Genomic DNA, 14,439 nt, shown 5'->3' on the forward strand with positions numbered 1-14,439 from the left:
TGTGGCAAATAGCATTGATATAGCTTTAAGTGCAGTTATTACCACTGTAATACGGCGTATAGTTGAATGTACTTTCGAACTAATTGTTTATTCTGGCTTCTTTGCAGTGGGTGACCAAACTTAATATAACACGGGCTTATATTAAAGCGGTGATCAAGGCATTGAGTGAGCTGTGAATCACTTTCATACAACGTTATCCCTTGCTCGCTGTATTCATCTATTTGATCTGGCAGCTCTCCCATCCACCAATGCAACAATTCACGACTCTTTTTACTTCGACTTATCCAGTGATCACTAATCAGAAGCAGCAGATCATTAGGTTGAATGGCGTAACCATATTCAGCTTGCCACTCTGTTATATCTGCTAGGAGATTTTCTCTGCAAGTTTTTCCGGCACTGATCATATGATGCGTTAATACCCAAACCGTTCCTTCAGGTGAAGATATTCGGTAGTGGTGGGCAGGATCTGGGCTTCCAATCGTCTCTAAAGCTTGTACGACAGACTCATGCCCGAAATTATTCAACGTGTTCTGCATTCTGCGTGTGTAAGCAAGGCTTAAGTGATGCTCACTCATTCCTTGGTTATGAACCGTAGGGTAGTGTCGCTCGCACAGTTTTAAACAGTCAACTTGAAATTCGTTGATACTTCGTATTACTAAGTCTAATAACAAATGGAAGTCCTATGCGGGGCAAGATCTGGAAACTGATAAAGACTATCACATTGTTTTCTATGAGAACTATAATTATGCTCTGAGTTCGTGAGCCATCCTATAAATAATAGTAATAGCCTGATGGCATAAGCTATTTTAGAGATAAGTAATATCACTTTAAGGAGAAATAATGACTGAAATTGTACTTGAACCTAAAACAAAACAGAGCATGGTAGCCGCCTTACAACGCTACTTTGAAGAAGAGCTAGATAGTGAGCTTGGGCAATTTGATGGAGAATTTCTATTAGACTTTCTGAGCAAAAAATTAGGACCCGTTTATTATAACCAAGGTATCGCTGATGCTCAAAAGGTGATGGAAAGAAAGATAATGGACATTAGTGATGAGCTATATGAAATCGAAAAAATAGTAGAAGTCTAGCGAGAACTTAAATCAGAAAAGTTCATTCGAATTTTTCGAACAAGTTGTTTAATTTCAAGCTCTCTTGATTGTGTAAAGATTGGTAAATAATGTGTGTCATCCAAATGCGGAATGTTACCTTGATGTTACTTTTTGGTTTGGTATCGAATTTTAGCAACATGCAGTGAGTACAATTCTTGGGCAGTAATATGAATAATACAGTGAAAAATTACAATGTGGTATCTCGACTCCTTCATTGGGTTTCGGCGATTACGATTTTTGGCATGTTTGGAATAGGCCTGTGGATGGTTGATCTCACTTACTATAGTGAGTGGTATAAAACGGCTCCAGACTGGCACCGTTCAGTCGGTATTATTCTTGCCATTGTTACGTTAGGCAGGATGCTTTGGAAGCGTGTTACGGCGTCACCAAAAGTAGAAGGTAAAGCATACGAAGTGATTACTGCAAAAATAGTGCATCTACTTATGTACGTTTTATTATTCGTTCTTTTTGTATCTGGTTATCTGATTTCAACTTCCGACGGAAGAGGTATTGATGTTTTCACTTGGTTTACCGTACCAAGCCTAGGTGAACTCTTTGCTAATCAATCAGACATCGCTGGCAATATACATTATTACACCGCTTGTATTTTAGTTGGACTTGCATCTGTTCATGCACTTGCTGCTTTAAAACATCACATTATTGATAAAGACAATACGCTACGCAAAATGATAGGAGCTTCAAAATGAAAAAAACACTACTTGCTACTGGATTAGCACTTGTTATGGCGGCACCTTTTAGTGCAAGCGCAGCCGATTACATGATTGATACTAAGGGTGCACACGCATCGATCAATTTTAAAATTAGTCATTTAGGATATAGCTTCATCAAAGGTCGCTTTAATGATTTTGGTGGTGAGTTTTCTTATGATGGTAATAACATCGAAGCATCGAAAGTGAACGTGACGGTTAACACCGCAAGTTTAGACTCAAACCATGCAGAGCGCGATAAGCATATCCGAAGTGCTGACTTTATTGATGCAAGTAAATTTGGTGAAGCGACCTTTAGTAGCTCAAAAGTTGTCGATAAAGGTAATGGTAAGCTTGATATTATGGGGAATCTTACATTGCACGGGAAAACTCAGCCTATAACGATTAATGCAGAATTTATTGGTGCAGGCAGCGACCCATGGGGTGGAGAGCGTGCTGGGTTTAATGGTACCACTCGTCTTGAATTAGCTGATTTTGGCATTGCTGTTATGGGAAGCTCAAGCTACGTTGATATGGAGTTACATGTAGAAGGTGTTAAAAAATAGCGTCTTCACATTCGAGTGATAGATAGACGTGATGCCTTTCAACGTTAAAGTGCGCTAAAAAAAGCATTTTAAATAGAAATGCACTCTAAATAGAAAAAGCCCTCGGTAGTGATGAACTGCCGAGGGCTTGATGGTTTGGAATGCTAATAGTGAATATTACATGAACTCAAAGCGACTTATTTCCTTGTATGTTCTTATGAACTCAATATGTCTGCGATTCAAAAACCATGTTTATTGTTAATGGATACGAAGTTGTACCTATTAAGCGGTTTCTAGTTCACGCTCAACAATGTTCAGTCTTTCACCGTATACTGGGCGTAATGCTTTCAATACATCCATTCTTGAAATCACACCAACCATTTGACCATTCTCTAGAACAGGAAGTGCATGAGGTTTGCTAACTTGCATGCTCTTTGCGCGTTCTTCTAAAGAGAGTGATGTTAGTTGAGTCGCAATGCCCATGCCTGATGTTGGGAAAAGCTGGTCTTTATCAATGCAAAGGAATTCAGCAACATCAACCAAGCGATCAGATGAATCCATCGCCACTACATCACGATTCATTAAATCGACAACTTTTTGATCTTTAGCTGGAATGTAATCTTGGCACCAAAGGTCAACCATTACATCATGAACAGAGAAGAATCCGACTAGACGACCTTCAACGTCGCAAACTGGTGCGCCATTTAAGTTGTGATCAAGCAGAGTATCAATTGCGACAGATGTTGGCATTTCAGCACTTAGAGAAATTGAGTTGCTTGCCATGATGTCTTTTACAAGTAGGTTGTTGTTCATAGTAATATCCTTAACTGACGTAATTGTTGTTGGTTGAGTTATTGTTGCTAGGTTTGCAGCTTTTAGTTGTGGGCGACGGTAGATACTCCAGTTTGCGAGGCCGACAAGAACGGCTCCACCGACAATATTGCCAAGGGTTACAGGAATAAGATTCGCAGTGACAAATTGAGTAATGTTTAAATCAGCATATTGACTCGCACTAACACCAACTTGTGACCAAAATGATTCAGGAGCAAAGTTTTGAATAACAATACCAAGCGGCACCATGAACATATTCGCGACACAGTGCTCAAAGCCACTGCTGACAAACATCGCAACGGGTAGAATCGTCATGGCGGCTTTTGTCATTGCGTTTGCAGAGCTAAATGTTAACCAGATAGCTAAACAAACTAATAAGTTACATAAAATACCCAGAGCAAAAGCTTGCACTACGCTATGGTGAAGTTTGTGTTGTGCAATGTTTAAAGCGTTTAATCCCCATTGCCCATGATCCATTTGGTACAGACCTGCGGCGGTGACTAATAAAAGAAGAAACATTGCGCCGATGAAGTTACCGACATAAACCTTTCCCCATATCGATAGCATCTTGCCAAAACTGATCTGTTTATTTGCCCAAGAAATACTGGAAAGTACTGAACTGGTAAAAAGCTCACCACCACAGATAACAATCAAAATTAAGCCCATACTAAAAGCAAGCCCGCCAGCGAATCGGCTTAAGCCCCATCCTGCGTCTGCACTGCCCGTTGTAACCGTGATATAGAAAAGAAAAGCAAGTCCGATAAATGCACCTGCCATGACAGCCAGGCTCAAAGTCATACCACTGGTTTTCTTGGCTTTACTAAGCGCAAATTTTTCTGCTTCTGCCATCATTTCATAAGGCGAAAATAGCTGATGGTTTTCAGAACTAGCAGTAGACATATTGGCTCCTTGAACAGTTGAACATTGAATGCTCCTTAATAAGTGTTTCTGCATATTTGAAGAGATGAATCTAAAATCAGCGTAGCCATTGCTGCGCTTCCCACTTAGATTATGAGGAAGTGGTCAACAGGTAAAATTGATAATTCTGACAATTCGTATCAAATTTATTGATATAGATAAAAGTATGCGTAAAATGCAATTAGTTGCTCAGACATCGGTTTTATCGATAGGGTGTTTGAAGTAATAAAAACGCATATTTCCACTCGTTTAGATGTAAAAGGACCTAACTTTGCGCTATTCATTAAAGCAACTCGCGGTATTTGACGCAGTATCTGACTCTGGCAGTGTTAGCCAGGCCGCCGATAAGCTTGCATTAACTCAGTCTGCAACCAGTATGTCACTCGCTCAATTGGAGAAAATGCTTGGGAGACCTTTGTTTGAAAGGCAAGGGAAGCAAATGGCGCTTACACATTGGGGAATATGGTTAAGGCCCAAAGCGAAGCGTCTTCTTCAAGATGCACAACAAATCGAAATGGGTTTTTTCGAGCAGCACTTATTGAGTGGCGAAATTAATCTAGGCGCAAGCCAAACACCAGCGGAGCACTTGGTGCCAGACCTTATCAGTATTATTGATAACGACTTTCCTGAGATGCGGATCACGCTAGGGGTCCAAAGTACCAAGGGTGTTATCGAAGATGTTCTGGATTATAAATATGACTTGGGAATCATCGAAGGGCGTTGTGATGACAATCGAATCCATCAAGAGATCTGGTGCCGAGATCACTTAATCGTAGTCGCCGCGGCACATCATCCATTTGCTAAACGTGAAACAGTAAGCTTAGCTCAGTTAGAACAAGCAAAATGGGTATTAAGAGAACATGGATCGGGTACTCGCAATATTTTTGATAGCTCTATTCATCATCTAATTGGTGATCTTGATGTATGGCGAGAGTATGAGCATGTGCCAGTTCTGCGTAGCTTAGTTGCCAATGGTCAATACTTAACTTGTTTACCTTATCTTGATGTAGAACGCTTCATTGATAATGGTGAGCTTGTCGCACTAAATGTACCTGAATTGAAAATGGACAGAACACTCTCATTTATTTGGCGTGTAGACATGGCAGAGAACCCATTAGTGGAATGCATTAAACGTGAAGGATTGAGAATGATGAAAGGAAAACCATACATTCTATGAATACGGTTTGATTTTATTATGTCGTAATTCTGTTGTTTTATCGGTTGCGTCAAACTTTTAATGAAAAACATGTATGTCTCAACATGTCATTTGTGACTTTGATCACTCGTCTTGGGGTTGGCATCAGATATTATTTACTCTGATTTTACTGATGCCAAATCCAGACGGTTACATACTTTGTAACGCATGATTTGAATGAGGGCTATATGAGTACACTATTTGCTATATCGTTAACTACCGGAATTCTATCTGGCCTTTGGGGTTGGATTGCGATTTCACTAGGGCTTCTATCTTGGGCGGGTTTCCTTGGCTGTACGAGCTATTTCGCTTCCCCAACGGGTGGTGTAAAAGGTTTAATAGAAAGCTTATTAACGAATATGAGTGGTGTGTTTTGGGCGATGGTGATTATCCATGGTTCAACCTTTGCTGGTCTAGAAATCTTAGGTTATGTCGTTACAGCAATTGTTGCTTTCTTTATGTGCATTCAAGCGAAACAAGCTTGGCTGGCATATATTCCAGGGACATTCATTGGCTCATGTGCAACATTTGCAGCAGGTGGAGATTGGCAACTGGTGATCCCATCTTTAATCTTAGGTGGCGTATTTGGTTACCTAATGAAAGCATCTGGCCTTTGGCTTCATCAAAAATCAAGTCAATCGACTTCTCTTACCAAACAAACTGTTGAAACTCAGTCATGATTTCAATGGGTGGTTAACTAAGTAGATAGAGTTTGATAATCCCCCGATTAATTTGTATCTGTATATCAAATGATTTGATACATGGCACACCGTAGTGGTGTGCCATTTTTTATAGTTGGATAGCAGCAATTAATACTGGTTTTATTTTCGATTTCACAATATTAATTAGAGATAGCAAAGCAGTTTACGTATTACCGTTTGCCATGGTGATAACACGTTTAAGTGTCCAACGTAGTAATAGTGGGATACATTCAACTCCTTTGTCTTCACAATGAGAAACGATTGCCAGAGCGAGATCCGGCTTGGCATGTTTTTTAAGCACTCGGGCCACTACCTTTTTGGCAGGTATCGGGTGATCGTGTGGGATTTTTATCATATCTTTGAAAAACAACTCGAAGCCATTATTGTAAAGATAGTGTTCAATGTCTTTTTCCGGCAATTCGGTAAGCCTATGCCTCTCTTGATCGTTCCCTAGTTGTGAATGTACCGTTGCCGCATATTTTTTACCTGCAGCATCACCGTCCGTCACCACATGCCAATCGATACCAAACGCTTTTGCCACTTTGATCAACGATTTTAAACCAGACTGTGCGAACTCAATGATTTGTACCCCTTCAGCCGCAAGGTTATAGCCACATTGATTCGCCAGTTCGTTAAATAACCAAACTTCTGTTTCACCTTCAACCAATAACCAACAACGAGCAAACAGAGCGCCAGTACGATGAAAGCGAATGTGAAAGCCAATTCTACGCAGCTCATCCTTGCTAAGTTTATTGGTCATTAAACTGGTCGCGATGGTTTTATCGGACTGCCGGACTAAACGGCGAATTGATTGCAGAGGGACAGAACCGAGCAAGTCGCCACTGTTAGTCGTAAGAATTTTTTGCATTGGGAGTAGTTGCAATAACCCCCAAGCTCTAGAGAGATGGGTGGGGTGCAATCGACCTTCTGGATCTTCGATAATTAATAGCGGGCGGGCGCATCGGCGAAGTTCGTTAGGCCCTTTAGCTTGTAAATAGGCATTTAGTAAGCCCATAAACAACAAGCGAGTCTGCTTGTTTTTGGTCTCTTCAACGAATTGAGTGACATTCTGCTCATTGGTATTGCTTGTGAAAAACAGGCCGTCACGAGGTTTTCTTGGATTTTTCCGCGATTGATTTTTAAAAGAAAAGTAGTGATCAACCAGGGTTTCCATTGAGTTTAAGCTGCTGCGCATTTCTCCTTTATTGACATGCCCTGGGATCGCCATTAAACGACGACACGTGTTGTCGATACGTTTTTCGACGCGTCCGTTCTTGCCATTGGTGTGATTGAATGGACGCTCAAAATGACGTGAATCACGCAGGCGAATCACAGGGTGCAGAGTCATTAACTCTTGAGCTAACTTCTCGGAGTGATGAAGCTTAAGCGGCTTACCTTCGATATCCAAAAACATATAGTGCGTCTCAATGGCGTATTGATCGAGAGTCGCACTAATACGATAGAAGATGCGGTAGTCACCATCTTCATCTTCAATCCAAATTGGTTTTAGTTTTCTATAGCGACCTGCTTTAAGTTCGCTTTTATCATTCGCCTTTAAACTTAACACGATCTGTAAATGTTGGGTTTGTGGATGAGAGATCGAATAGTCAACATGAAAGTCTTGCATTTCAAATTGATAAAGTACGCCATTTGCTGGTAGTGCAACGGAAAGAGCATCGAGGAGAGAAGATTTACCCCACGTATTTTCCCCAATGAGGGTCGTGAGTTCATCGAATTTTAACGACAAGCGCTTAATACCACGGAATCCAGAAATTTCGATTCTGTCTAATTGCATAGAATCACTCCTTAAAAACGCGAGAACCTGCAGACGGTTTCAATCTTTATTGATATTAAACCTAATCAATACCGGGAAAAGCCATAATCTATTCCCGGTAATTATATGAATGTAAACAGGTTTAGAATATAAATCGCACATGATTAGCATAATCGATAAATTCAGAGCATGTAGGCTTTTGTGTCACATTTCGTATTTGATTACATCAAACTAAGCCTTTGCTTCTCTACTTTTGAACCGAATGAGAACGCTTTTCTAAATAGACCACAAATATGGAAGATAAATTTCTTTGCATACCAGTTTCATAAAATTCACGATTCTGTCATGATTCAGCCCTTAGTATTGGGTGGAATAATTGAGAAAGAACAGATGATGATAAAAGAGAACAAACCAGTAAAAATAACGCTGGCGCATATCAATGACACCCATTCTTATTTTGAACCTACGTCATTACAGTTAACCCTTCCTATTGCTGGTAGTGTATTAGAGCCGTATGTGAGTGCTGGTGGTTTTGCTCGAATCTCCACAAGAGCTCAGCAACTCAAAAGTGAAGCTCATAGGCAGAAAAAAGGTTTCCTCTTTTTGCATGCAGGTGACTGTTTTCAAGGAACGTTGTATTTCTCCCTATTTAAAGGGGAAGCAAACGCTGATTTATTGAATGGGCTTCAGATCGATGCCATGACGTTAGGCAATCATGAATTGGATATGGGCAATGAACCTGTTGCTCAATTCGCCCAGCGTATTGATTTTCCCTTGCTTGCAGGGAACTGGGATCTATCCAATGAAAACCAAGATAAAGCCTTTACATTAGCCCAAAATCAACGAGTTTGTTCGTATATTCCTGCTACGCAATCTGCCCAATACATCACTAAAACCTTTGATGATGAAGTCGTCGCTATTTTTGGATTGTCTTTAGATAAAATGGCCGACATTGCGAATCCGGATTCTGATACCCCCTTTGCTAATGCGATTCTAACCGCGCGAAATACCGTAGAACAGATCCACTCTCAAGGTATCAATAAAATTATTTTACTGAGCCATTTAGGCTATGAGGCCGATCTTGAACTTGCTTCTCAGGTTCAAGGCATTAGCATTATTGTTGGTGGACATAGCCATAGATTGCAAGGAGACTTCTCTGGGATCGGTCTCGCAAAAGATGATGAATATGGCGTTAAAGTTGATAATACTTACATCGTTCAGGCAGGCTTTCATGCGCTAAGTTTAGGGCATTGTGAGATTGATTTTGATGCGAATGGTCATGTGACTCGTTTTGTCGGCCAGAATGATATTTTATTAGGAAGGCGGCTATTTCTAGATCCAAGTCTCAATGAAATGGGAACTGATGAAGCTCATGTTGCTGCTTGTGACTATTTAGGGAATCACCCTAATGTTGTGGTATGTAAAAAAGACGAGCAGTTACAGAGTATTCTGCGTGATAAGTACATCCCAAAAGTACGACAACTTCAGCAGCAGATCATCAGCTACACCCCAAGGAAATTGCGACATGTACGAATTCCCGATGAGCAGGGGGCAAGTGAGCTGGCCCCGTTAGTTGCTGAATCTTTTGTTCATGCCATGAATAAGAGGGGAATGAATGCTGAATTTGCGATACATAATGCAGGGGGGGTCAGAAACTCTCTTAATGCAGGCGATGTATCGATTGCCGACATTGCCGGAAAATTGCTGCCTTTTGCCGTACCAATTGGTGTTTATGATGTATCCGGGAAGACCATTGAACTGATGTTAGAAGGGGCGATTAATAATGCCACGAACAACGGAGTAGAAGGAACCGGGTCAGGCAGTTACCCTTATACTCACAACCTTGCATTTAATTACTGTGCGGATAAGAGGGTAGGTCAGCGTATTGAAAGCCTGAAAATATACAGCGCTAAATATGGCTGGCAACCCGTTGATTCCAAGAAGTTATATCGAGGAACGTCTTCCGCTTATACCATGAAAGGGAAAGAAGGTTATGAGGCGGTTCTGGACATGAAAGAAGAAGGTATTATCACCAACCTATCAATGGCGGACTGTTTTCAACAAATGCTGACGGATTGCCCAGAAAAGCTGAATGAAAAAGGGATCTCTTGCCAGAAGTAATGTTCAAATTAATTGCAATCGGCTGGGGTGGATCTCCTCAATAGGCGATATTCACAATATCTCTTATGGCACAAACCTTGCTTTATCTATATCAGTTTTATTTGCGTTTTGTATGTGTAGATCGCGGAGAGGCAAGGGGACAATATGTGGTATAAAGATTGGTTAGATACTGCCGTCATTATTGGATGGGTATCGATTTGGTCAGCATTAGTTTACTTCATTCCGTTAGCCGGAGTCTGAGCTAGATTAATCGCATAATAAAGGAGCATTGAGCTCTAATGCCGAGCAGTTTAGATATTAATCGGTAGAGAAATTGAACGCTCCCATCAATGTGTAAAAATCCGATAGACTCTGTTTATCGGATTTTTTATGCCCATTTCCCAAGTTCTCAACATTTACCCAATATAAACTCAATCAAGTAGTGACTCTGAATGACTTGTCGTAAATAAATGGATTGAAGCGCTTACCAACTCACAAATATTGCCGCCCCAAGAAAGTGAAAGCTAACCTCGAAACCTTGTGTATGGTTACAAGTAAGAATAGCTCTCTACAATGATAAAACTATTGAGAATATTGGCTTGGTTTTATGTTTCTGGATTTTATATTGCAGGGTGATTATCGACTCATAAGTTAGCTTAATAATAAGCATTGAAATAATAAAGTGAGTTACCGCACGTTATGTGTCAAGGTGTGTTTGTTTTGTACTCACGACTGGTACGATAAGCAAAATGTTAGGTGCTAATCTGAAGGTCTTTGGTGTATTGGTATGGGAAAATTTGCGCAGCTTAGAAAAAATATCTGGATGATTTTTTCAATCATCTTTATATCATCCTTAATGCTGCTTTTTTATACGTCATACACTAGTTGGGAATCCAGTCAGCAGACAGTACTTAATAAACAAAAGAATCATGTTGATTTGTTCGGCAACTCTGTTCGAGCGTTTCTTGAATCCCAAGAGTCGTTGCTCGATGTCTTAGGTGTTCAGCTTATTGCACGACATAAAATTCCAGAACAGCCATTACATGATGCTGCACTTGATCATACGATGAATACCAACCCAGCTTTTATTGGGTTAGGGCTTATTGCCTATGATGGGACACCACTTGTCGCAAGCTCAAATTTTGATCTTGATAAAGTCCCAAACCTAATGCTCAATGAAGGGAGTCGAAAAACATTCGTTCAAGCCCGTGATAGTAAAAAAATAACGACGGGGCAAAATTATGAGATAAATGGTCTGGACTCAATAACGTTAGCGATGCCGATTCGTAAAGCGATTTATATCCCGAAAGATGCATCCCAAGCCATTGCTGTGATGACTGCGGGTATTCGACTCGATAATACACCAATATTTAATGGTCATGATGATTTAGCGCCCTATCATAAGATTGAAATTGTTCGAAGTGATCGATTTCTACAATTTAGTTCCCAAAGTGAAGTTGTCGATTATAGTAAGCCTGTAAGTGACTCTTATTTCCGAAGTCTGAACGAGAATGTTAACAGTGATGACTACTTTTCCGTTTTTGAATACGAGGCTGAGGGGACTGGTAGTAAGTTACAAATCGTTGCTCACTATGATCCTTTTCTTGAAGTATGGTTTGTATCTAAAGTCGATAAAAAATATTTGTTGCAAAGCTACTTTGACCACTTAGCGCTCAATGCAGGTGTTTTCCTCCTTTATAATTTCTTTATCTTTTTTCTTATTCGTACTATCGCCAGTTCCGAAAAGCGAAAAGAGAAAGAGCTGCTGCGTCTGGCTAATCATGATGCCTTGACGGGGTTGCCAAATCGAATGGAGTTGTTTGGTCAAATTCGTCAAACTTTAAATAGCCTAGAATACGAATATAACCATCATGCACTGCTGTTTTTGGATATTGATGATTTCAAGAGCATTAACGATGCTCATGGGCATGAATATGGTGATCTCCTGCTCATTGAAACGGCATCTAGAATTAATCAGAGTATTAGGCTGTGTGATGTGCTGACTCGTTTTGGTGGAGATGAATTTGTCATTTTACTGTCTGGATTAGGGGTTGATACAGAGAAATCTAATCTTACGGTTGAAAATACCGTTGATCATCTGCTTGAAATATTGTCGAAACCATATGCGCTTAAAGAGTACATCTACAACAGTAGTGTCAGTGTTGGCATTGTCCTATTTGATGATGACTCGAGTTCAGAGTCTGAACTCATCAAACATGCTGATATTGCGATGTATAGGGCTAAAAACTCAGGAAAAAATACTTACTCTGTTTTCGATCCTCAAATGCAAATTGATGTGGCGTCTGAATTTTTGCTGGAAGCTCAATTAAGAAAGGCGGTACGCGACAACCAGCTTGAATTATTCTACCAGCCCCAAGTTGACCACGATAACAACATCATCGGAGCAGAAGGGTTGTTACGTTGGATTCATCCAGAAAATGGAATGGTAGGGCCAAATGAATTTATCCCGCTTGCTGAAAAGACCGGGCTTATTATTCCTATTGGGAAAATGGTTTTAGAAATGGCCTGTGAAGAGTTAAGTCGTTGGCAACAAGATGCCTCAAAAGATCATTTAACTCTGTCTGTTAATGTGAGTTACAAACAGTTCAAAGAGCTTGATTTTGTTGCTCACATTCAACAATTAATCAGCGATTACCATATTCAAAGTGGGCGCTTAAAACTTGAATTAACGGAAAGCATGCTGGCGGATGATATTGAAAGTACCATTGTGCATATGAATGAGTTACGAGAGAGTGGTGTGAAGTTCTCTTTGGATGATTTCGGGACGGGGTATTCATCGCTTAAATACCTTAAAAAATTGCCACTCAGTCAGCTAAAAATCGATAAATCATTTATCAATGAGCTAGTGTCAGATGCTAATGATCAGTGCATTGTAAAGACAATCATTTCGATGTCCAAAGAACTTGGGTTTAATATTATAGCTGAAGGTGTAGAGACATCAGAACAGAAGCGATACTTAGAGCAAGCGGGTTGTGCTTTTTACCAAGGATATCTGTTCAGTAAACCGCTGCCAAAATCACAGTTTAATGTGTATTTTAGGCAGCCTGAAGCTGTGCTGGATATTGGAAAGTAGCCATTAAATAAGGGCATACAAATTGAATTTTTCATTACTATTTATCGCCAACAAATGACGAACTATTGATGATCGTTATTTAATCCATATGATGAATTAGACTATGGGTATTCAGGGTCTAAAATAAAATTTTTAGCAAGTTAACTTCAACTATTAAGTTCCCCCCCCCCTCAAGTTTCAATTGTGCGTAAGTATTATACAATCACAGAATTAAATGATAAAAAATCAATCCTATAAATACATTCTCGATTCATAAATGGATGGAAGTCACATTTCGTGTAAAGTCAGATAGTTATACTTACCCGGCACGATATGTCGTAGATTTAATTAATATATAGTTTTCATTTCTTGTAGGCTTAATTAATGTTCAATTTTAACTGCGTTTGAGATATTGGGTTTACATTAATGATGCTGTGTAACTTAAGAGAAGTTGTTCTGGCATGTTACAAATTTAAAAAATAAAACTAGGTTGATTGATGGCAAAACGTTCCAGTACACAAGAATCGCTCGCTTTTGCATTTGAATTATTAAAACGTATTCCTCGCTCTGGTAAAGGTAAAGTAACGGCTTTAGAGCTACAACAACAGCTTGAGTGTATAGGTATTCAGCGCGATATTCGTACTGTTCAACGCAACCTTGAGATGTTGTGTGAGCATTTTGATATTGTAAAAGATGACAGAGCTAAACCTTATGGGTATTCACTAAAAACAGAAAGTGAGGGGTTGGCGTTGCCTTTAATGTCACCACAGGAATCACTACTGTTAAGTTTGGCTGAAGACTACTTGCAAAATTTATTGCCAAAGAATGTTATGGCATCACTATATGGCTTCTTTAAAGCCGCGCGTAATAATCTTTCACCATCCGAAGGGAATACAAAGGAGCGGGAATGGTTAAAAAAAGTTCGCTTCGTCAGTGAAACTCAACCGCTCTTACCACCTAAAGTTGAAGACCAAGTATTTAGTGAAATTAGCAAAGCTCTTTATCATAACCGCTGGCTAGATATTGAATATACGAATGGTAAACAAGAAGATAAAAAATCTGAAGTGATGCCTCTAGGACTTGCGCAGCAAGGAAGCCGTTTGTATTTGGTATGTCGATTTAAAGGATACAATAATGAACGTTCATTAGCAGTTCATCGCATTAATAAAGCCGTCTGCTCTACGTTTAATTTTGATCGGCCTGTTGATTTTAACTTATCAAAATATGATAACGATGGCCGATTTGGATTTGGTGAAGGAAATCAATGTCGTGTTGAATTTTGTATTACTAAAAAAGTGGGGTTTCATTTGCTAGAAACACCGCTATCAGAAGATCAGACCGTCGAAGAGTTGGATTCTCATTATCTCATCACCGCAACTGTCATTGACTCAATGCAACTCGAACATTGGTTAAGAGGCTTTGGTGATGATATATGGAATGTAATAAAAATTAAGAAATAAATAGCAACGTATTAATCAGTGGCTT

Annotated in this window: 11 protein-coding genes; 8 read left to right on the forward strand and 3 right to left on the reverse strand. The window is 39.8% G+C overall.

What is annotated here, in order from left to right; all coding sequences use genetic code 11:
- Positions 1 to 38 precede the first annotated feature (38 nt).
- The gene (locus tag OCV39_RS18630; protein ID WP_113797996.1) at positions 39 to 671 is read right to left on the reverse strand and encodes a hypothetical protein; all 633 of its coding nucleotides are present in this window, start codon (positions 669 to 671) and stop codon (positions 39 to 41) included.
- Positions 672 to 840: 169 nt separating this feature from the next.
- On the opposite strand from OCV39_RS18630, the gene OCV39_RS18635 reads away from it, so the two are divergent.
- The 3 genes from OCV39_RS18635 (at position 841) to OCV39_RS18645 (ending at position 2,383) form a co-directional block, all read left to right on the forward strand.
- Positions 841 to 1,089 (forward strand): DUF2164 domain-containing protein, encoded by a 249-nt coding sequence (locus OCV39_RS18635; protein WP_017051203.1) that lies wholly within the window; start codon positions 841 to 843, stop codon positions 1,087 to 1,089.
- A gap of 188 nt (positions 1,090 to 1,277) precedes the next feature.
- Positions 1,278 to 1,817 (forward strand): cytochrome b, encoded by a 540-nt coding sequence (locus tag OCV39_RS18640; protein ID WP_017051204.1) that lies wholly within the window; start codon positions 1,278 to 1,280, stop codon positions 1,815 to 1,817.
- A complete protein-coding gene (locus tag OCV39_RS18645; RefSeq protein ID WP_261889663.1) occupies positions 1,814 to 2,383 on the forward strand; it encodes a YceI family protein in 570 nt (189 codons plus the stop codon). The genes OCV39_RS18640 and OCV39_RS18645 overlap by 4 nt, the downstream gene beginning before the upstream one ends.
- Before the next feature lie 261 nt (positions 2,384 to 2,644).
- Here the strand turns inward: OCV39_RS18645 and focA are convergent, their stop codons facing one another.
- The gene (focA, locus tag OCV39_RS18650) at positions 2,645 to 4,093 is read right to left on the reverse strand and encodes a formate transporter FocA (RefSeq protein WP_017051206.1); all 1,449 of its coding nucleotides are present in this window, start codon (positions 4,091 to 4,093) and stop codon (positions 2,645 to 2,647) included.
- 289 nt (positions 4,094 to 4,382) lie between these two features.
- Here focA and OCV39_RS18655 point away from each other — a divergent pair, with 289 nt between their 5' ends.
- Together OCV39_RS18655 and OCV39_RS18660 are read left to right on the forward strand one after the other, a co-directional pair.
- Positions 4,383 to 5,288 carry a LysR substrate-binding domain-containing protein gene (locus OCV39_RS18655; RefSeq protein ID WP_136995334.1) on the forward strand — a complete coding sequence of 302 codons (906 nt, stop codon included), beginning with the start codon at positions 4,383 to 4,385 and terminating at the stop codon, positions 5,286 to 5,288.
- Positions 5,289 to 5,494: 206 nt separating this feature from the next.
- Complete coding sequence (locus OCV39_RS18660; protein ID WP_136995335.1) at positions 5,495 to 5,986, forward strand: DUF1097 domain-containing protein; 492 nt, start codon at positions 5,495 to 5,497, stop codon at positions 5,984 to 5,986.
- 184 nt (positions 5,987 to 6,170) lie between these two features.
- On the opposite strand, the gene OCV39_RS18665 is transcribed toward OCV39_RS18660, so the two are convergent.
- Positions 6,171 to 7,802 carry an ATP-dependent endonuclease gene (locus OCV39_RS18665; RefSeq protein WP_171756348.1) on the reverse strand — a complete coding sequence of 544 codons (1,632 nt, stop codon included), beginning with the start codon at positions 7,800 to 7,802 and terminating at the stop codon, positions 6,171 to 6,173.
- Positions 7,803 to 8,174: 372 nt separating this feature from the next.
- Between OCV39_RS18665 and OCV39_RS18670 the strand changes: the two genes are divergently transcribed.
- The 3 genes from OCV39_RS18670 (at position 8,175) to OCV39_RS18680 (ending at position 14,414) form a co-directional block, all read left to right on the forward strand.
- Positions 8,175 to 9,902 carry a bifunctional metallophosphatase/5'-nucleotidase gene (locus OCV39_RS18670; RefSeq protein ID WP_261890141.1) on the forward strand — a complete coding sequence of 576 codons (1,728 nt, stop codon included), beginning with the start codon at positions 8,175 to 8,177 and terminating at the stop codon, positions 9,900 to 9,902.
- Positions 9,903 to 10,668: 766 nt separating this feature from the next.
- A complete protein-coding gene (locus OCV39_RS18675) occupies positions 10,669 to 12,975 on the forward strand; it encodes a putative bifunctional diguanylate cyclase/phosphodiesterase (RefSeq protein ID WP_261889664.1) in 2,307 nt (768 codons plus the stop codon).
- Positions 12,976 to 13,451: 476 nt separating this feature from the next.
- Entirely contained in the window at positions 13,452 to 14,414 is a 963-nt protein-coding gene (locus OCV39_RS18680; protein ID WP_261889665.1) for a helix-turn-helix transcriptional regulator, read from the forward strand.
- Positions 14,415 to 14,439: the final 25 nt, after the last annotated feature.

This window comes from Vibrio cortegadensis (assembly GCF_024347395.1).
Classification (GTDB): Bacteria; Pseudomonadota; Gammaproteobacteria; order Enterobacterales; family Vibrionaceae; genus Vibrio; species Vibrio cortegadensis.